The organism is Streptomyces sp. NPDC058674 (assembly GCF_042716505.1).
In the GTDB taxonomy this organism is placed as follows: domain Bacteria; phylum Actinomycetota; class Actinomycetes; order Streptomycetales; family Streptomycetaceae; genus Streptomyces.
Genome location: NZ_JBHXSC010000032.1, coordinates 35,430 through 53,009 on the forward strand (window position 1 = coordinate 35,430; position 17,580 = coordinate 53,009).

Genomic DNA, 17,580 nt, shown 5'->3' on the forward strand with positions numbered 1-17,580 from the left:
CATGGTTCGTCAGATACACGTGCCCGGTGCGGTGCTGGCGGCGGCGCTGCTGCTGGCCGTCGCGGGGTGTTCCGACCCGGCCGGGACGTTTCCCGACGGGAAGGGCCCGTCGGGCGCCGGGAGTCCGACGGCGTCCGCACCGGGCGGCGCCGGCGAACCGGGCGCTGGCGGACGGCCGGCCGGCGGCGACGTCCTGCCGGGGCTGGTGACCGCGGAAGTGGCACGGACCCGGCTGGCGTCCCTGAAGGTGGCGGCTACCGGCACGATGGCCGGGTACAGCCGCGACAAGTTCGCGCACTGGGCGCAGCAGGGCGACCGGTGCGACACGCGCGAGGTCGTCCTCGAGCGCGACGGCGCCGACGTCACCCGGGACGCGGAGTGCAAGGCCGTGTCCGGCAGGTGGAAGAGCCTGTACGACGGGGCGGCCGTCACCGACGCCGGGAAGATGGACATCGACCACATGGTGCCGCTGGCCGAGGGATGGCGCTCGGGCGCCGCCCGTTGGGACGCCGCCCGGCGCAAGGCCTTCGCCAACGACTTGACGCACCCCCAGCTCCTGGCGGTGACCGCGGCCTCGAACCGCTCGAAGGGCGACCAGAGCCCGGACCTGTGGCAGCCGACGGACAAGTCGAGCTGGTGCCAGTACGGCAGGGCCTGGACCACCGTGAAGTCCGCGTACGAACTGACCGTCACAGAACCGGAGAAGAAGATGCTCACCACGATGCTGGACACCTGCGCCTCATGACCGGTGTCACACCCGCCGCGGGGCGGCGGCAGGACGAGGTCAAGGCCGGACCCGGCGGTGCGATGACCGACGAGGTCGGCGTCATCACCGGTCCGCTCACCCTGCGCACCACGGAGCAGGACGGCGGGCTGCTGCGCTTCGACGTCCAGTACACCGACGCCGACGAGTGGTACACCCTGACCGGGAGCCCGCTCCCCCACCACGGCGACCCCGCCGCCCTGCACGCCGCCGCCCTCGAAGCGATCCGCGCGGGCGGCGGCGCCCAGGCGCCGGGGACCGGCCCCGTCTGAGACTCCCGGTCCCGTGCGGGCCGCCGGTCCCGGCGGCTCGGGTCGCGCGCGGGTCAGACGGCACCGGGGTCGTCCGACCGGGAGATGCGCCCGGTCCGCGGGCTGCTCAGGCCTCGTACTCGGTGAGGTCGATGCCGTGGATCTGCAGCAGGTGTCCGTAGGCGGGGTGGGTGGTGTCGCGCTCCGCCACCATGCCGAGCTTGCGGATCACGTTCTCGGACTCGTCGTTGCCCGCCCGGTTGACCGCGACGACGCGGTCCAGACCGCGGTCCTGGAGGGCGAACTCCAGGGTGGCGTGGGCGGCCTCGGAGGCATAGCCCTGACCCCAGTACTGGCGGCCGAGGCGCCAGCTGATCTCGACGGCCGGCATCACCTCGGGCAGGTACTCGGGCACCGACAGTCCGACGACGCCGATCAGCTCGCCGGAGCCCAGGAGCTCGACGGCGAAGAGCCCGAAGCCCTCCTCGTCCCACTCCTCCTCCATCCGCTCGATTTCCTCGGCGGTCCCGTCCAGGTCGCGGACCGAGCCGTCGCCGATCCACCGCATCACCTCGGCGTCCCCGTCGATCTCCGAAAGGGGGATGAGGTCGTCGTCGTGCCAGCGGCGGAGGATGAGGCGGGGGGTCAGGATCTCGGTCATGCGGCCCATCCTGCCCAACGCCGCCGCGCAGCGGTAATCGGGCCCGTCATTGCGGCCGTGTTGCAGGTTCGTGGCCATCGTGGCGAGAGGGTTCCCGCAGGTGGGGCCGGGCTTCTACGGTCCGTCGGGAACCGCGACCCAGGAGTATCCCGCCATGCCCCTCGACCTGTCGAACGAGAGCCAGTACGACCGTGCGCGCCTGCGGCAGTGGGCCCGCGGCCGCGCCCGCTCCGCCGGAGTGGACCGCCGCGACCTGCTCGGGCTGTTCGCGGCGGGGGCCGCGGCCGGCGCCCTCGGGCTGGGCGCGGCCCCGACCGCCGAGGCCTCGGGGGCGCGCGGGGCGGGCGGGGCCGCCCAGGCCTCCGGGGCGGGCGGGGCCGGCGCCGCGTCGGACGCCCCCGCGGCCCTGCCGGGGATCGTGAAGCCGCTGCCGCCCGAGCTCTTCACCGTCCGCGGCACCAACGCGGAGACGAACTTCGCCGCGCTGCGCGGTACGGGGCAGCTGACGCCCGTCGACCGCTTCTTCGTGCGCAACCACACCGCCACGCCGCGGCTGGACGCCGGCGAGTGGCGGCTGAACGTGTGGGGTGACGCGCTCTCCGGAGGCCCGGTGGAGTTCTCGTACGACCGGCTGCACGCGCTGCCGGCGGTCGAGCGGACGCTGTTCATCGAGTGCGCGGGCAACGGCCGGAGCTTCTACACCACGCAGCAGGGCCAGCAGGTGACCGGAACCGCCTGGACCCTCGGCGCGATCGGCGTGGCCCGCTGGCGCGGCGCCCGGCTGTCGGACGTACTGCGCCGGGCGGGCGTCACCCGGGGGGCCGTGGACGTACTGCCCCGGGGCCTGGACGACGAGGTGGTCGCGAACGGGGTGAACCTGGGGCGGGTGCGGCGGCCGCTGCCCGTGTCGAAGGCGCTGGACGACGTGATCCTCGCGTACGAGATGAACGGCGAGCCGCTGCCGCCCGACCACGGCGGACCGGTCCGGGTGGTCGTGCCGGACTGGATCGGGATCTCCTCGGTCAAGTGGGTCGGGGACATCGAGGTGAGCGGGCAGCCGCTGTACACGCCGTGGAACACGGACCTGTACCGGCTCTTCGGGCCCGGCCTGCCGCCGCAGGGCAGCGCCCCGCTGACCCGGCAGACCCTCAAGAGCGCCTTCGAACTGGAGCTGGGCGCGGCCGTCCCGGTGCACCGGACGCGGCTGCTGACCGGCCGCTCCTGGTCGGGCGCGGCGCCCGTGCACCGGGTGGAGGTCAGCACCGACGGGGGCGGGCGGTGGCAGCGGGCCAGGCTGCACGACGCTCCGCGCCGGGGCGGCTGGGTGCGCTGGTCGCTGCCGTGGACGCCCCGGACGCCGGGGCCGACCGCCCTGCTGGCACGGGCCACGGACGCGACCGGGCGGACGCAGCCCGCTGAGGCGGCCCACAACACGCAGGGCTACCTCTTCGACGCGGTGGTGCGCCACCCGGTGACGGTGGTCTGAGTATCGCTCCGGGGGGTGCGGAGGCGGCCCCCCGGACCGGTTGGGGGCACCCCGCGGGCGGCGCCCCGGTGGCGTCGAGGGGCGGCCGGAGCAGCGAGCCGTGGCACACCGGCCTAAGGTGGGCCTGACAGGCCGATGTGTCCGATATATCCGATGGTGTCGTAGGGTCCCACAGGGCCTTTCGGCCGGCTCGGGAGGCGTGATGACCGGTTCCCCCGACGTGACACCGCTACAGCGCAGGGAGAGTGATCCCGAGGACGTCCTCAGACGGCTCGGCGGCTCGTGGCACTGGGCGCTCGGCTTCGCCCTCGCGACCCTGATCCCGGGCATCCTGGTGCTCGTGTGGCCGGACGAGACGCTGCACATCCTGGCCGTGATCATCGGTCTCCAGCTCCTGGTGGCCGGCGGCTTCCGTTTCGTCACGGCCTTCTCGCACAGCGGCGACGGGGGCGGCAGCAGACTGGCCGGGATCATGATCGCCATGCTGGCGTTCCTGGCGGGCGTGCTGGTCCTGCGCCATCCGATGCAGACGATCGGCGCGCTGTCCCTGATCGTCGGAGTGTTCTGGCTGCTGACCGGAGTGCTCACGGCGTACGTCGCGATCGCCGACCGGGCGCTCGTGCACCGCGGCCTGCTGTTCGCCCTGGGCGCCCTCGGCGCCGTCGCCGGAATCGTCGTGCTCTGCTTCCCGGTGGACTCGGCCGTCGCGCTGACACGGCTGCTGGGACTGTGGCTGGTCCTGCTGGGCGTCTTCGAAGTGGTGATGGCCTTCGCCCTGCGCTCCGCCACCCGCGGCGCCGCGCCCACGCCGCCGCCCGTCTGAGCGCCGAGCGTCGACGCCGTCGCGGCGTGGCCGTCAGCTCCGGGGCGGCAGGAGGGGGCCCAGCGGGCCGAGGTCGAGATTGAGGTCCTCGAGCGCGTAGCCGTGCTGGGCGCACAGGTCGGCAAGGCGGTCGTGGAGGGCCATGAGCGTGGCTCCCAGTTCCTCCTCCTGCTCATCGGTGAGGTCGCCCGCGTCGACCCGGCGCAGCGCCTGGCGCTCGATGAGCTGGCGCAGGAGTTCGACCAGGGTGAGGACGAGCTTGAGGAGGTCCTCTCCCACGGTGTCGCGGTCCGTGTACATGCGGTGCGCCGTACGCGGGCGTGCGTCGTGGGGAGCGGGGGGTGCCTGCAGGAGGCGGAACGCCCGGGACATCGTGTCGCCGATGCCGTCGAGGCCGGGCCCGGGCGGCGGAGGCCGGAGGTGCTGAGACTGCTGCTCGGGGCGTTCCTCACTCATGTCGGCCGCCGTCCGGGCCGGCCGTCACCGGTCGGGTTTCGGAGCTGACCGACACGATGAGGGCGCGGAGTGAGATGCGGACGAGGTCGATGTCGGCGATGGAGAGGACGATGTCGCCGGTGATGACCACGCCGCCGCTGAGCAGCCGGTCGAGAAGGTCCACCAGGGCGACTTGGCGTCCGGGCAGCGGTTCTCCGTGCTCCGCGAGCGTCATGAGGGGTGTCCCTGGCCGGTGGAGGTGGAGGTGGCGGTGGTCTCCGGGCGTTCCGGGGGCGCCATGGCGAAGGAGTAGGGCGCCCACGGCCCGGTCACTTCGACGCGGACGCTGTCGAAGGCGTCGGCGGCTTCGACGATGGCGGCCCGGAACTGCTCCGCGTAGGTGTCGGGGACCAGGTAGGCGTCGTTCAGGACGTTCTCGGCGGGACCGGTCAGGGCGCCGCTCTGCGTGGGGTGGCGTGCGTGCCGGGAGGCGTACCGGGCGGCGATGGCCTCGATGGCCGCGGCGGCGCGTTGCGCTTGGCTGTAGACGGCTTCCTGGGCGCTGTGCTGGGCCTTGCGGCGCTGGAGGTAGGCCTTGCCTGGCGTGGTGGCTGCGGGGGGCCCGGAGGCGGTTCCGGTGGTTTCGGTGCCTGACCTGGTGGGGGTGAGATAGACCTTCACACCGAATTCGGTGTGGTCGGTGAGCTCGGCGAGCCGTTGGGCGAAGGCGTTGTGCTGTTCTGCGAGCGCCTGGCCGGCCCGGTCGTCGTCCTGGTACACGGTGGCCATGCGCAGGGGAAGGACGGCGGTGCGCAGGGAGAGGGCCTGTACGACGTCATGGTGCGCCCGGGCGACGCTCTCGAGCCACTCCAGGTCCTCGAAGTGGTTCTTCAGGGCGTCTTCGTTGAAGTCACGCCGCGGTACGTGGCTGGAGGCGAAGGCCAGGAGCGGCCGGCGGGTGCTCGGGGGCGCCATGAGCAGCATGACGGGCGAACCGTAGATGCCGCGGAGGCCCGCCACTGCGTCGCGGAGGCGCTGCGTGTGCGGGGCTGCGGCGTAGACGTAGGTCAGGGTGCCGTCGGTCGTGCCGTCGGTCGTGCCGTGGGTCGTGTTCATTTGCCGCGCCCCCGTGCTCTGCCGCCGGCGGCACCGTCCTCGGGTTCCTCACCGGTGGTGCGGGGCGGTGGATCGGGCGCCTCCAGGCGTTCGCGGCGCAGGTCCTCCAACTCGGCGCGCAGTCGGCGGTTCTCCTGCTCCAAGGGGCTGCCGGTATGCCGGGAGGAAAGCGAGGGGTCGTGCTCCCACCAGTCGATGCCCATCTCCTTCGCCTTGTCGACGGAGGCGATGAGGATCCGAAGTTTTATCGTCAACAGTTCGATGTCGAGCAGGTTGATGCGGATGTCGCCGGCGATGACGATGCCTTTGTCGAGGACCCTCTCCAGGATGTCGGCGAGGCTGGAGGTGCTCTGTCCGTACGGCGTCGGGGCGCGGGACGGGAAGGACCCGAGTCGGCCGGGTAGTGGCTCAGACACGATGCGGCCTCCACTTGTCCGTCACGGGAAACCGCCGGCGGATGTCCGTCACGGGACCTGCCGGCGGAACTCTGCGATCTCCGTCAGCCGGTCGATCAGTTCGTCCTCCCGGCGGTCGAAGGTGTCCTGGTCGATCTCGCCGCGCAGCAGACGCCGCTCCAGGTCGGCGAGCTCGCGCCACACCGGGGCCGGGTCGTAGTACTCGTCCTCGGCCTTCTCGGCGATGCGCTGGGCGGCCCATACGACGGCCTCGACGGGCGCGACGGGAAGGGTGAACAGGCGGCTCAGCAGTCCCATGGTTCGTGTCCGCCTTTCGCGTTCGGAGGGTTGCGGATCGTCACTGGACGAAGCTGTAGGGCGGCAGGGGGCCGGTGAGCCGGAACTCGACGCCGCCGTCGATCTGCGTGGCGAGGCTGGCCTGTACCGCGAGGAAGTCGTCCTTGCGTTCGTGCGGTACGAGCAGCGACAGGTTGAGGAAATCGGGGGGCGAGGGCGGGTGGGTGGCACTGTCCCGGGCGTAGGGCATGAGGGCTCGGGCCAGTTCCGCTGCCAGTGACTCCTGGCGTTCTTCCACCTCGCGGGCGATGAGCTCCCCGAGTGCGAGGGGCAGCTGCGGGTCCTGCGCGCCGGCCCGGATCCGGTCGTTGATGTCCCTGGCCTGGTCGGAGTCCTGCAGGATCCGGCGGAGCAACTCGTCCTCGTCCGCCTGGGACGCCCGGACGTGGTACTCGGCGCAGCCCTCCAGTCGTTCGAGCGTGGCCAGGTAGCCGTTCGTGTTCTCCTGGAGGGCTTGGCGGACGGCTTCGTCGTCGGGGGCGGTGTAGCCGAACTGCAGAGGCAGGACCACGCCGCCGGCCATCAGGCGCTCCTGCACGTCCTGGTGTGCCTGGAGGTCCCGGCGCTTGGGCCGGATCTCCTCGGCGATGTCGCTGACCACTGCGCACAGGGGTCCGGCGGTGACCGCGCGTACCGGCGCCGGGTCGGCGCCGACCCCGGTCAGGCCGTCGAGGTGACGCGGGTGGTCCTCGCCGGTGATCGCGTACACGTAGAGCGCCATCGGTCACTCCCTCTCCCGGCGAACCGGGCGCCGGGCGGGGCGCCGCTTCCTGGGAGCGGCCTCGGCCTCGGCCTCGTCCTGTTCGGGCTCCTCGGATGAGCGGCCGGACAGGGAATCCGTCACGGCCTCGACGGCTCCGCTGAGGGCCCCCTTGGACTTGCCGCGGGCCCCGCCCTCCATCATGTTTCCGACGACCTCGGGAAGCTGGGCGGGGGCTTTGCGGCCTGCTTCGAGGTCGAGGCGGTTGCATGCTTCGGCGAACCGGAGGTAGGTGTCGACGCTGGCCACGACGATGCGGGCGTCGATTTTGATGAGCTCTATGCCCACGAGCGAGATGCGGACGAAGATGTCGATGACCAGACCGCGGTCGAGGATGAGTTCCAGGACGTCGTAGAGGCTTCCCGAGTTGCTTCCGCCCCTGCTTACGCTGCTGCCGCTCTGCGGCACCATGGTCATGGCGCCTCCTTTCCGGGGCGGCCTGGCTTCAGGTCGGCCGGTCGATCGTGCCCCGGGTGTACCGGCGGGTCCGTTCGTAGGAGACGAGCTCTCCGTCCGGGTCCAGGGCGACTTTGTAGCTGGCCATCACGCTCGTCGTGTCGGGGATGCGTTCCAGTTCCACCACCTCCACCTGTGCTTCCCAGCCGCCCTCGGCCGGTTTGAGCGACGAGACGGAGTCGGGGGTCCGGCCCAGGAGTTGGGCCAGCTGCCCGGCTGCGGAGCGCATCGCCGAGGCCGCCGTGGGCACTCCTGCCCTGCGCTTGGCGGGGGCGCGGCGGACTCGCGGAGGCGGGTCCCGCTCCTCGGCCTCTTCGGCCGGGCGGGGACGGGCTCTGCGCGGACGCGCCGGTTCTGATGCGGCCATCTGTCACTCCGCTGGGGGAACATCGCGTGCTGAAACTACAATGTCAGCATATAGGGGATATGTCCCGCATCGAGGGTAGGCGGTTACACAGGCCGCCCGAGCGGGGCGTCCCCCGGCCGGCACGTCGAGGACGGCAGCCGGCACATCCGCAGACCCAGACGGTGTTGCCGAGCGGTGACGTACAGCCCGCAAGCGCCCTGGTGAAGGGACAGCAGCTCATGCAGGACACGACAAAAATCGCGCTCGCGGCCGCGGTGGCCGGGGGCTACGTACTCGGACGGACGAAAAAGGGCCGCCTCGCCTTCACAGCGGCGACCTACCTCGCCGGCCGACGCTTCGGTCTCGAGCCCGGCCAGCTCATGGCACAGGGCCTCACCAAACTCAAGGAGACGCCACAGTTCGCCGAGATAAGCGACCAGCTCCGCGGCGAGGCCCTGGAGGCGGGCAAGAAGGCTCTGGGAGCCGCGGCCAACCGCAAGCTCGCCGACCTCGCCGGCTCGCTGCACCAGCGCACTTCCCAACTGGGCAGCTCCGCCGCTCCCGAAGACGAAGAGGACCAGGACCAGGACCAAGACCAGGACCAGGACCAGGAGGAAGACGAGGCGTACGAAGACGAGTACGAGGCCGACGGCGAAGACGAGGGGGGCTACGAGGAACCGGAAGCCGAGGAGGGCTACGAGGACGAGGAGGAAGACGAGGAAGACGACGGGGAGGCAGGGGAAGAGGAAGAGGAGGAGCCCGCCGAGGAGGAGGGCGAAGCGGAGGACACATACGAGCCCGAGGAGCAAGAGGAGCAAGAGGAGGAAGAGGAGGAAGAGGAGGAGGAAGAAGAGGAACCCGAGGAAGAACCCCCGCCTCGCAGGCACGGTCGGCCCCCGACCCGAAAGGGGTCCGCCCCGGACGCACCCGCCAGCAGGGCACGCCGCTCAGCTTCCTCGGAGCAGCCGCCTCCGGCCAGGAAGGCAGCGGCCAAGAAGGCGCCCGCAGGGAGGGCTCCGGCAAAGCCGCCCGCCAAGAAGGCGCCGGCGGCGAAGACTCCGTCCCGGACAGCGGCCGCGAAGAAGACCACGCCGTCCAAGACCGCCGCCAAGAAGACGGCGAAGCAGGCACCGGCGAAGAAGACCGCGACAAGCGGTCCCGCGCGCAAGGAGGCCGCCAAGAAGACGGCTACGCGCCCCCCGGCCGGCAAGGCGGCCGCGAAGAAGACCGCAGCGCGCACTCCGGCGCGCAAAACGGCAGCCAAGAAGACCGCGGCGAAGAAGACGTCGGGCCGCAAGCCGTCCACGCGGAGGTAGGTCATGACACTGTCGGACCGCACCAGCGCACAAGAGCCCAAGTCCGGCCTTGACCAACTGCTCGAAGAGCTGACCTCGTTCTTGGGAGCCCAGGCGGGGCAGCTCGCGGACAAGGCGACGGAAAAGCTCGGGGATGTGACGGGCCAGCTCCAGGACGTCGCGGAAGGCAACGGAAAACTGTCCGATGTCGCCGGTATCGGCGGGCGGATGATGCAGGGCGACTCGCCCCTGAAGGCGATGATGGGCCAGGGCCTGAGCGGACTCAAGGACAAGGTGACCGGGGCCGCCTCCCAGATGTTCGGCAAGGGCAAGAAGGGCCGCAAGAGCGGCGGCAAAGTCATCAACATCGTCGAGTTCCTCGACGTCGGACTGCCGCTGCGCACCGTGTACGACCACTGGACGCAGTACGAGGACTTCAGCGGCTTCGCCAAGGGCGTGCGCGACGTCTCGCGCAACGACGACACCACCAGCGACTGGAAGGTCAAGGTCGGACCGTCGACGCGCGGCTGGAAGGCAACCGTGCAGGAGCAGGTGCCGGACGAGCGGATCGTCTGGACCTCCGAAGGCGCCAAGGGCACCACGCGCGGCTGCATCAGCTTCCACGAGCTCACGCCGACACTGACCCGCATCGTCGCAGTGATCGAGTACTACCCCTCCGGGCTCTTCGAGAAGACCGGCAATCTGTGGCGCGCCCAGGGGCGGCGTCTGCGCCTGGACCTCAAGCACTTCCTTCGGCACGTCTCCCTCACCACCGACGAGGCGGAAGGCTGGCGCGGCGAGATCCGCGACGGCGAGGTGGTCCGCACCCACGAAGAGGCCATGGAGGAAGAAGGAGAAGCGGAAGACGCGGAGACGGACGGGGAAGAAGGCGAATACGAGGACGAGGACGAGGACCAGGACGAAGGCAAGTACGAAGACGACGGAGCCGAGGGCGGGCAGCCTGAGGAGGCGGACGAGGAAGCCGCCGGGGACGGCGAAGACACCGACGGCGGGGACGAGGAGGAGTACGAGGACGAGTATGAAGACGAGGACGAGGACGAGGACGAAGACGCCGAGGAGGACGCCCCGCTAGACGAGGACGAGGAGGACGAGGAGGACGACGAGGCCGAGGAGGCAGAAGCGAGCCGCCCGCGCAGACGGCGCCGCTAGCCCGCGGACGACGCCCCGCGGACGGAAGGCCGTGGAGAAGGGCCGACGATGAGACGTCGGCCCTTCTCCACGGCCTTCCGGACATCCCGGCAACGGACTCCGGGGCGTGGGTCAATGCTTCAGCGTGTCCTTGGCCTTCTGCATGGTCTGCTTCGCATCGCCCGCCATCTGCTCGCGGGCTCCCTTCGCCTCCAGGCTCTCGTTGCCGACAGCCTGACCGGTGGTCTCCTTCAGCTTGCCCTTGGCCTTGTGGGTTGCGTTCTTGACCTTCTTGCCAGCCGCCATCTCCGTCACCTCCCACACCACTGCGTGGCGCGGTCCATGGATGAGCTGTCCGACCCCTACCCCCCAGACACACCACCTAAGCGCATTTTCGTACCAAAAGGGGCATCGCTACCCCCCGAGCCACCGCGAGCCGGGGGGGCCGGTGCGCTCATGCGGCGCGATGGGCCTTGTGGGGGGACACCCGCAGCCGCGCCCTGGCGGGGAGGGTACGGCCGGTGGACTGACGGGCCCGTTCCAGCGGTCCGTCGCTCAGCGCCCGCAGTACGGGGCCCGGCGCGGTATCGGGGGCGAGGGTGAGGTCGAGGTGGGCTTCGGGGCGGCGGGACGAACCAGTCAGCCGCGCGTTGGCCCCGTGAACACCGGGCAGGTTCCGGGCGTCGGCTGCCAGAGCGTCGCTGAGGGCACGCTCGCGCAGCTCGGCGCCGTCGACCGCGGGGTCCCCTCCGACGGGCAGGGTGCCGGGATGCGTACGGCGCAGCTGCGCCAGCAGCCACCACAGGGCGAGCAGGACGACGAGGGCCAGGAAGGCGATGACCGCGGGCCACCACCATCCTTCGTCCACCCAGCGCACGCGGCCTGCGTCGTCGAGCAGGACCGCCCCGGGACCGGTCAGGGGCCATCCGTCCGGCGGCGTCATGCGGCGGCTTCGGTACACGTCGAAGCCGCCTGCCAGGACCAGGAGGCCGGCGCCGAGCAGGACGATGCCCGCCAAGGCCAGCAGAACTCGGTTGACTGCTGATTTCCTCTTCATGGGTCCCATCCCTGTCGTTCGCCCGCCAGCGGGGCGTTCCCGGATGCGGCTACTTGCGGCGGGGGCGCACCCGGACGGTGAGGCCGGGCGTACGGGCGGGGTCGATCCGGTGGATCTCCTCCCGCAGGGCGGCCAGGAGGTCTGCCTTGACGTCGGCCGGGGCCCGGAAACGCACGTCCGTGCGCGCCGTGACGCGGTTGTGGAGGACCTGGACCCTCGCGGCAGACACGCCGGGAACGCGCATGGCCGCATCGCGCAGCAGGAGTTCCGCGGCGTCGCGGTCCAGTACGGCGTGCAGCCGCCCGTCGGGAGTCTTCAGGGGCAGCTTGCGACGCAAGCCCGGGGTGAGTGCCAGGATGATCAGCCAGAGGCCGAGCACGGCCGTGACGGCGGCGCCCACTTTCATCCAGGTGTCGTCCAGTGGTCGAGAGGCCAGTTCGTCGGCCAGGCGCGTGCGCCACGTCGCGGCGCTCTCGCCGGCGCGGACCCTGACGACGTCGAACAGGAGCGTGCCTGCCGCGGCGCCGATGAGGAGGGCGGTGAGGGCGGCGGGTATCCGGCGCGCGGACCACGGGCGGGGAGTCGGCCGGCTTCCCGGCGAAGTCTGTCCGGCCGGGCGCTCTTGCGTGTGCTCCTCGGTGCGCTCTTCCGTGCGGGGAGCGGCCTCGTCGTGTGCGGGGGGCTGCTCCGTCCCGGCCGTCTGATTCTGGTCGCGTTCCATGCCGGCTCTCCTTCCCGGTGGGGGAATGCGGTCCGGTTCACTGCACGCGCCCGCGTTCCAGACCGTCGGCGGGCACCAGGTGCTCGATGGCGAGGGTGACCTCGGTGACGCGCATCCCGGTCAGGTGGGCCACTCGTTCGCTGACGTAGTTCTGCACCTGTCGGGAGGCGGTGGCGAGGTCGGTCGGATAGGGCAGGTCCACCGTCAACTCCAGCCGGGCCGAGCCGCTGCCGACTGTCGCCGACGCGTGCGGAGCGGCCAGTTTCACGTGCGCGGCCGAGGTGTCGGTGTGCTTGGCCAGGGCCTCCTTCGCGGCGCGTGCCGCGATGCGGGCCACCACCCTTTCCGGGATCACCGTGGCTCCGCGGTCGGCCGCAGGCAGGACCCCTGCCCGGGCGTCGTCGGCTGGTGCGCCCGGCTGGGCAGCAGCGGGTTGCGAGGTCACTGCCGGTCCCGGGAACGGGTGAAGTCGGACAGTTCGAGGTCTCCCTGCACCATGCGGCCGATGACCAGGCCCAGCAGGCCCAGGAACGCCACGAGCAGGAACGCCCAGAAGCCGCCGAAGAATGCGGCGAAGCCCAAGGCCATGCCGGCAAGCAGGCCCACGGTTGCTGCGCTCATCTCACTCACCTGAATTTCACGTCGGTCGTCCTTTTCGGCCCGCTGGAGTGCCGGGCCGAGCGGTCACTGCACGCGGCCCTCGGTTTCCACGTCGTCCTCCTCGTCGGGCAGGTGGACGTCGTCGACGGCGATGTTCACTTCGACGACTTCGAGGCCGGTCATGCGTTCCACAGCCGTGATGACGCTGGTACGGACGTCGGCGGCGATGTCCACGATGGCCACGCCGTACTCCACGACGACGTCGAGATCGACGGCGGCCTGCCGCTCGCCCACCTCGACCTTCACGCCGCGGGACACGCTGGGACGCCCGCCGGGTACCTTGTCCGCGACCGATCCGAGCGTGCGGGCCATGCCGGAGCCGAGGCTGTGGATGCCCGGCACCTCTCGCGTCGCCATTCCTGCGATCTTCTCCACCACGCTGTCGGCGATGGACGTCCGGCCCCGCGTCTCCGGCGCCGCGTCGGCGCCGACCTGGCCCGTGAGGGCCTTGCCCGCAGGGCGTGACGCCCTCCCGCCCGCGGCGGGCTCGATGATGTCCGACATGAGGACCTCCCCATGATGTCGATCATGATGTCGATCCGGGCGCGCCGGTGCGGCGCCCTCATCCCTTAGACACAGCGCACGGACATTCGTCACTCCGCTCACGGCCGTACCATCGAGGAAGGCATACGCGGGCCGCGATTCTGCGGCAGGAAGCGAGCGGCCGGATGCGCAACCGAACCAGTCCCCCTCCCCCGCCCGGCGCGGGCCTCCCCCTGCGGCCGGACGCGGCGTCGCCCGTCCGCGCGGCGGCCGATCCGGACGCTTCCGACGGTCTGGAGGACGGCCTGCTGGCGATATGGGCCTGCAAGGGCGACGAGGAGGCCTTCGCCATCCTGGTCCGCCGGCACAGCAGCCGCCTGCTCGGCCTCGCGCAGCATCTCCTCGGCAACCGTGCGGACGCGGAGGACGCGGTTCAGGAAGCCTTCCTCAGCGCTTGGCGGCAGCTGCCGACGTTCCACCACGGCGCCTCGTTCGGCACGTGGATGTACCGCATCACGACGAACCGCTGCCTCAACATTCTGCGCAGCGCGCCCCACCCGGTCCCACTGGACTCCGTATCGGAACCCGCTGCCGCGGACGCGGGAAGCTCACCACCCCGAGTGGCCGAGGCGGACGCGGCCACGGCCGCCCTGATCCGGGCGCTCCTCGAACTGCGCCCCGAGCTTCGCGCCTGCTGGGTCCTGCGTGAGCTGCACGGCCTGCACTACGACGAGATCGCCCACGTCATGGGCAGCAGCGAACACGCGGTACGCGGCAGACTCTTCCGCGCACGACGCACACTGATGGAGGCGATGCGCCCATGGCGCTAGAAGACCTGCACCCTGCCTCCGGCGACCAGCCCGACGGCGTGTGCACCACGAGCGCCGAAACACCCCTGCGCGGACGGGCCGACGTGCTTGCGGGCGCGGAGTTCCTGCCCTGCGGACGCCCCCTCGGCCACGCCTGGGAGCAGGCCCGCACCCCCGGCGGCACGACCGATCCGCACACCAGCCGCTGTCCCAGCTGCCGCGAGGCGATCGAGGGGCTGACAGCCCTGGACCGGGCCGCCCGCGCCCTGCGTGCGCAGGAGGGACCGGACGGCCACGGCGTCGCCAACCGGGTCATCGGCGCGGTCCGCGCCGAGGTGCGGCTGGGCGCCCGGCTGCGGCATGCCGGCCCCCCGCACAACCCCCGCATCCCGCAGAGCACCGCGGCGAAGATACTGCGCGGGGCCGCCGACACCGTCCCCGGCGCCCGCACCGCCAGCTGCCGCCTGACCCCCTCGAACGGCAACCGCGCCGTCCATGCCGTCGCCATCACGGTCGCGGCCAAGCTCGACGGGCCCCTGCGGGAACGCGCCGAAGCAGTGCGCCAAGCCGTCCTGCACACCGCCGAACATGTTCTGGGTCTCGCCGTCACCACCGTCGACGTGGAAGTCACCGCCGTACTGGAGCCGTCCCGCATGCCCGGCGGCGAGGAGCGGTCCGAGCTGAGCCAATGCTGACCGCCGGCGCGCGCCGGGCCCGCGGCCACGCCCCGGAGCGACTGCCACGCCCTCCCCCGCACGCCCTGCGTCACCTCGGGCCCCGGATATCCAGTGGTGGGACCGGCTTCCGATGGTGAAGATCGCAGCATGAACGTCTTCCTGACGACTGACCGGATCGTGCTGCGCGCGTTCACCGAGGCCGATGTCGACCACCTGCTCGAACTGCACAACGACCCCGAAGTCATGCGCTTCATCAACGGCGGCCGCCCCACGAGCCGCGAGGCGATCCGGGCACAGACCCTGCCCCAGCTCCTCCACGACCACCCCTGCTTCGGGACCCGCGGCTACTGGGCCGCGGAGGAGAAGGACACCGGTGTCTTCCTGGGCTGGTTCGAACTGCGCCCCTTGGACGAACACGACCCCGCCGTGGCGGAGCTCGGCTACCGGCTGAACAAGGCTTCCTGGGGCAGCGGTTACGCCACCGAGGGATCACGCGCCCTGAGGGCTTCACCGATCTCGGGGTGGAACGGGTGACCGCGAACACCATGGCGGTCAACACGGGATCCCGACGCGTGATGGAGAAGGCGGGCCTGTCGTTCCTCCGCAGCTTCACCGGGGACTGGCCGGAGGCGATCGAAGGCTCCGAGCACGGGGAAGTCGAGTACGAAATCCTGCGACCCACAGGGCAGCAGTACTCCTGAGACCCGCCGGGGCCGCATCCACGGGCCCGGACCTGGACGGCGGCCGTGCCCGAGCCGGGACGAAGCCCCCGACCGTCCGGGGGTGACCGCGCGAGCGAGCGGGGTCACCCCCCGACGTGGATGCCGGGGCGGCGCTCGGGGTCGGGTTCATGGCTGCGGATGATCTCGCGGGTGACCGGTGCGGTGTCGCCGCGGCCCAGGAGGAAGTAGCGGACCATGTGGACCAGCGGACTGCCCTCGGCCCAGGCGAAGTAGCAGTGCGGTTGGACCCCGGTGGCGTTGCGCAGGGCCAGCAGGATCGCGGCGATGGCGTTCGGTGCCGCCGGGGCGTCGGCGCGCAGGATGCGGTGGCCGTCGACCTCGACGCCGTGGACGGTGAGGGTGTCGCTGAAGTCGGAGGGGTCGACCACGTCGATCTCCAGGAACAGCACGTCGGCCTGGCCGGGTACCGGGTTGACGCCGCGCTGTTCCCGTTCCTTGGCGCTGTACTCGTCGACGTCTCCGGCCTGGCGGCGGTTGGCGATGATGTTGATGGCGCCGTCGTGGGCGAGGGTGTCGTCGATGAACCGGCGGGCGTCCTCGTCGAAGAGGATCCGGTCGGCGCGCAGCTCGGTGGTGCGTGAGACGCGGGAGACCAGCGACACGACGATGATCCCGGCGATGAAGAAGGCGGAGATGAGGATGCCGTCGGGCTTGTCGATGATGTTCGCGACCAGGGCGTAGAGCAGGACCGCGGTGAGCAGGGCGAAGCCGACGGTGGGTATGCGCCGGCGATGGCGTGCGACGGAAACGGTCACGGCGAAGGCGCCGGAGACCATCATGGCCAGGATGCCGGTGGCGTAGGCGCCGGCCTGCTCGTCGACGTCGGCGTTGAACGCGATCGTGATGAGGATGCACAGGGCGGTGTAGACGATCACCACGGGGCGGACGGCGCGCCCCCACTCGGGGGCCATGCCGTAGTCGGGCAGGTAGCGCGGCACGATGTTGACCAGCCCGGCCATCGCGGAGGCGCCCGCGAACCAGAGGATGAGGATGGTGGAGATGTCGTAGACGGTGCCGAACGCCTCGCCGACGTGCTCGTGGGCCAGGTATGCCAGCGCGCGGCCGTTCGCGGCCCCGCCCGGTTCGAACTCCTCATGCGGGATGAGGAGGGTGGTCACGAAACTCGCCGACAGCAGGTAGACGCTCATCACGAGGGCTGCGGTGGTCAGCAGGCGGCGGGCGTTGCGGATGCGCGAGCGCAGGCGCTGCTCCGGGTCCGCTCCGTCGGCGGCGATGAGCGGCATCATGCTCACGCCGGTCTCGAAGCCGGACAGGCCCAGCACCAGCAGCGGGAACGCCAGGAGTGCCGGGCCCATGAGGTCGCCGAAGCCGCCTCCGCCGCCGAGCAGGGCGTCCGTCCACGCCGACCAGGCGCCCGGGGTGGTGAACACGTGGACCAGGCCCACCCCGATGACGACCGCGTTCAGGGCGAGGAAGACCCCGACCAGGGGGATGGCCACACTGACGGCTTCGCTGAACCCGAGCAGGAACACCCCGCCCAGGACCAGCAGCAGCGCCACCGTCAGGGCGACCTCGTGGCCGTGGAGCACTTCGGGGAAGAAGGGGTTCTCCACCACGTGGACGGAGGCGTCCGCCGTGGACAAGGTGATGGTGATGATCCAGGAGGTGGCGACGAAGCCGAGCAGGACCAGCACGAACAGCTTGCCCCACCAGAAGGGCAGCAGGTCCTCCAGCATCGCCACCGAGCCGGCCCCGTGCGGGCTCTCCTTCGCCACCCGCCGGTACATCGGCAGCATTCCCAGCAGGGTCAGCGCCACGATCAGCAGCGTCGCCAGGGGGGAGACCGCCCCGGCGGCGAGGGCGGCGATCGCGGGTACGTAGGCCAGGCTGGAGAAGTAGTCGACGCCGGTCAGGCACATCACCTTCCACCACGCGTGCGGCTCGGTGTGTCCCTCACCCGCCGCCGGCCCCACCGGCTGCACGCGGTGCCGCAGCATCCACTGCGCCACCTTGCCCGTGGGCTGCGCCCGCAGGGCGGGACTGTCCACCACCTCCGGCATCACCGGCTCACTCGCTTCCTTCATGTCCCCCATCAACCTTTCCCGGCCTGCCCGGCGCACCAGCACAGCGGCCGCCGGCGCACGCCCGTGACGATCACCGAGTATGGGGCTGCCCC

24 protein-coding genes and 1 pseudogene are annotated in these 17,580 nt (G+C 71.3%); 9 read left to right on the forward strand and 16 right to left on the reverse strand.

What is annotated here, in order from left to right; translation table 11 throughout:
* Window position 1 precedes the first annotated feature (1 nt).
* Both ACFWU6_RS18305 and ACFWU6_RS18310 read left to right on the forward strand, forming a co-directional pair.
* The gene (locus ACFWU6_RS18305) at window positions 2-745 is read left to right on the forward strand and encodes a DUF1524 domain-containing protein (protein WP_383981910.1); all 744 of its coding nucleotides are present in this window, start codon (window positions 2-4) and stop codon (window positions 743-745) included.
* A complete protein-coding gene (locus ACFWU6_RS18310; protein WP_383981912.1) occupies window positions 742-1,035 on the forward strand; it encodes a hypothetical protein in 294 nt (97 codons plus the stop codon). Before ACFWU6_RS18305 ends, ACFWU6_RS18310 begins: the two co-directional genes overlap by 4 nt.
* A gap of 106 nt (window positions 1,036-1,141) precedes the next feature.
* On the opposite strand, the gene ACFWU6_RS18315 is transcribed toward ACFWU6_RS18310, so the two are convergent.
* Entirely contained in the window at window positions 1,142-1,675 is a 534-nt protein-coding gene (locus tag ACFWU6_RS18315; RefSeq protein ID WP_383981913.1) for a GNAT family N-acetyltransferase, read from the reverse strand.
* Window positions 1,676-1,829: 154 nt separating this feature from the next.
* Between ACFWU6_RS18315 and ACFWU6_RS18320 the strand changes: the two genes are divergently transcribed.
* Together ACFWU6_RS18320 and ACFWU6_RS18325 are read left to right on the forward strand one after the other, a co-directional pair.
* The gene (locus tag ACFWU6_RS18320; protein WP_383808185.1) at window positions 1,830-3,161 is read left to right on the forward strand and encodes a sulfite oxidase; all 1,332 of its coding nucleotides are present in this window, start codon (window positions 1,830-1,832) and stop codon (window positions 3,159-3,161) included.
* A 202-nt stretch (window positions 3,162-3,363) separates the two neighbouring features.
* Window positions 3,364-3,984: an HdeD family acid-resistance protein gene (locus tag ACFWU6_RS18325; RefSeq protein WP_383808188.1), complete on the forward strand. Its 621-nt coding sequence runs from the start codon at window positions 3,364-3,366 to the stop codon at window positions 3,982-3,984.
* A gap of 33 nt (window positions 3,985-4,017) precedes the next feature.
* On the opposite strand, the gene ACFWU6_RS18330 is transcribed toward ACFWU6_RS18325, so the two are convergent.
* Genes ACFWU6_RS18330 through ACFWU6_RS18365 form a run of 8 tightly spaced genes read right to left on the reverse strand, consistent with a single transcriptional unit; the run spans window position 4,018 to window position 7,870 of the window.
* A complete protein-coding gene (locus ACFWU6_RS18330; RefSeq protein WP_383808191.1) occupies window positions 4,018-4,440 on the reverse strand; it encodes a gas vesicle protein K in 423 nt (140 codons plus the stop codon).
* The gene (locus tag ACFWU6_RS18335; RefSeq protein ID WP_383808195.1) at window positions 4,433-4,654 is read right to left on the reverse strand and encodes a gas vesicle protein; all 222 of its coding nucleotides are present in this window, start codon (window positions 4,652-4,654) and stop codon (window positions 4,433-4,435) included. Before ACFWU6_RS18335 ends, ACFWU6_RS18330 begins: the two co-directional genes overlap by 8 nt.
* Window positions 4,651-5,535 carry a GvpL/GvpF family gas vesicle protein gene (locus tag ACFWU6_RS18340; RefSeq protein WP_383981915.1) on the reverse strand — a complete coding sequence of 295 codons (885 nt, stop codon included), beginning with the start codon at window positions 5,533-5,535 and terminating at the stop codon, window positions 4,651-4,653. The genes ACFWU6_RS18335 and ACFWU6_RS18340 overlap by 4 nt, the downstream gene beginning before the upstream one ends.
* Window positions 5,532-5,951 carry a gas vesicle protein gene (locus ACFWU6_RS18345; RefSeq protein ID WP_383808200.1) on the reverse strand — a complete coding sequence of 140 codons (420 nt, stop codon included), beginning with the start codon at window positions 5,949-5,951 and terminating at the stop codon, window positions 5,532-5,534. The genes ACFWU6_RS18340 and ACFWU6_RS18345 overlap by 4 nt, the downstream gene beginning before the upstream one ends.
* A 48-nt stretch (window positions 5,952-5,999) precedes the next feature.
* Window positions 6,000-6,248, reverse strand: coding sequence for a gas vesicle protein GvpG (locus ACFWU6_RS18350; protein WP_383808202.1), 249 nt, complete (start codon window positions 6,246-6,248; stop codon window positions 6,000-6,002).
* A gap of 40 nt (window positions 6,249-6,288) precedes the next feature.
* The gene (locus tag ACFWU6_RS18355) at window positions 6,289-7,008 is read right to left on the reverse strand and encodes a GvpL/GvpF family gas vesicle protein (protein WP_383981917.1); all 720 of its coding nucleotides are present in this window, start codon (window positions 7,006-7,008) and stop codon (window positions 6,289-6,291) included.
* A 3-nt stretch (window positions 7,009-7,011) separates the two neighbouring features.
* Window positions 7,012-7,464 (reverse strand): gas vesicle protein GvpJ, encoded by a 453-nt coding sequence (gene gvpJ / locus ACFWU6_RS18360; RefSeq protein WP_383808208.1) that lies wholly within the window; start codon window positions 7,462-7,464, stop codon window positions 7,012-7,014.
* 28 nt (window positions 7,465-7,492) lie between these two features.
* Window positions 7,493-7,870, reverse strand: coding sequence for a gas vesicle protein (locus tag ACFWU6_RS18365; protein WP_383808211.1), 378 nt, complete (start codon window positions 7,868-7,870; stop codon window positions 7,493-7,495).
* A gap of 218 nt (window positions 7,871-8,088) precedes the next feature.
* Here ACFWU6_RS18365 and ACFWU6_RS18370 point away from each other — a divergent pair, with 218 nt between their 5' ends.
* Together ACFWU6_RS18370 and ACFWU6_RS18375 are read left to right on the forward strand one after the other, a co-directional pair.
* Entirely contained in the window at window positions 8,089-9,165 is a 1,077-nt protein-coding gene (locus tag ACFWU6_RS18370) for a histone protein (protein WP_383981919.1), read from the forward strand.
* Between the two features lie 3 nt (window positions 9,166-9,168).
* Window positions 9,169-10,314 (forward strand): SRPBCC family protein, encoded by a 1,146-nt coding sequence (locus ACFWU6_RS18375; RefSeq protein ID WP_383981921.1) that lies wholly within the window; start codon window positions 9,169-9,171, stop codon window positions 10,312-10,314.
* 111 nt (window positions 10,315-10,425) lie between these two features.
* Here the strand turns inward: ACFWU6_RS18375 and ACFWU6_RS18380 are convergent, their stop codons facing one another.
* From ACFWU6_RS18380 to ACFWU6_RS18405, 6 genes are all read right to left on the reverse strand, one after another.
* Window positions 10,426-10,599, reverse strand: coding sequence for a CsbD family protein (locus ACFWU6_RS18380; RefSeq protein WP_383805156.1), 174 nt, complete (start codon window positions 10,597-10,599; stop codon window positions 10,426-10,428).
* Between the two features lie 148 nt (window positions 10,600-10,747).
* The gene (locus ACFWU6_RS18385; RefSeq protein WP_383805158.1) at window positions 10,748-11,350 is read right to left on the reverse strand and encodes an alkaline shock response membrane anchor protein AmaP; all 603 of its coding nucleotides are present in this window, start codon (window positions 11,348-11,350) and stop codon (window positions 10,748-10,750) included.
* Window positions 11,351-11,399: 49 nt separating this feature from the next.
* Window positions 11,400-12,071 (reverse strand): DUF6286 domain-containing protein, encoded by a 672-nt coding sequence (locus ACFWU6_RS18390; RefSeq protein WP_383805160.1) that lies wholly within the window; start codon window positions 12,069-12,071, stop codon window positions 11,400-11,402.
* Between the two features lie 37 nt (window positions 12,072-12,108).
* Window positions 12,109-12,426 carry a hypothetical protein gene (locus ACFWU6_RS18395; RefSeq protein ID WP_383805162.1) on the reverse strand — a complete coding sequence of 106 codons (318 nt, stop codon included), beginning with the start codon at window positions 12,424-12,426 and terminating at the stop codon, window positions 12,109-12,111.
* A gap of 86 nt (window positions 12,427-12,512) precedes the next feature.
* Window positions 12,513-12,692: a DUF2273 domain-containing protein gene (locus ACFWU6_RS18400; protein ID WP_073907229.1), complete on the reverse strand. Its 180-nt coding sequence runs from the start codon at window positions 12,690-12,692 to the stop codon at window positions 12,513-12,515.
* Window positions 12,693-12,755: 63 nt separating this feature from the next.
* Complete coding sequence (locus ACFWU6_RS18405; RefSeq protein WP_383805164.1) at window positions 12,756-13,235, reverse strand: Asp23/Gls24 family envelope stress response protein; 480 nt, start codon at window positions 13,233-13,235, stop codon at window positions 12,756-12,758.
* Between the two features lie 164 nt (window positions 13,236-13,399).
* Here ACFWU6_RS18405 and ACFWU6_RS18410 point away from each other — a divergent pair, with 164 nt between their 5' ends.
* From ACFWU6_RS18410 to ACFWU6_RS18420, 3 genes and pseudogenes are all read left to right on the forward strand, one after another.
* Complete coding sequence (locus tag ACFWU6_RS18410; RefSeq protein WP_383805166.1) at window positions 13,400-14,044, forward strand: RNA polymerase sigma factor; 645 nt, start codon at window positions 13,400-13,402, stop codon at window positions 14,042-14,044.
* The gene (locus ACFWU6_RS18415) at window positions 14,035-14,718 is read left to right on the forward strand and encodes a hypothetical protein (protein WP_383805168.1); all 684 of its coding nucleotides are present in this window, start codon (window positions 14,035-14,037) and stop codon (window positions 14,716-14,718) included. The genes ACFWU6_RS18410 and ACFWU6_RS18415 overlap by 10 nt, the downstream gene beginning before the upstream one ends.
* Before the next feature lie 129 nt (window positions 14,719-14,847).
* Window positions 14,848-15,401, forward strand: a pseudogene (locus ACFWU6_RS18420) (GNAT family N-acetyltransferase).
* A gap of 104 nt (window positions 15,402-15,505) precedes the next feature.
* On the opposite strand, the gene ACFWU6_RS18425 reads toward ACFWU6_RS18420, so the two are convergent.
* The gene (locus tag ACFWU6_RS18425) at window positions 15,506-17,488 is read right to left on the reverse strand and encodes an amino acid transporter (RefSeq protein WP_383805170.1); all 1,983 of its coding nucleotides are present in this window, start codon (window positions 17,486-17,488) and stop codon (window positions 15,506-15,508) included.
* Window positions 17,489-17,580 lie beyond the last annotated feature (92 nt).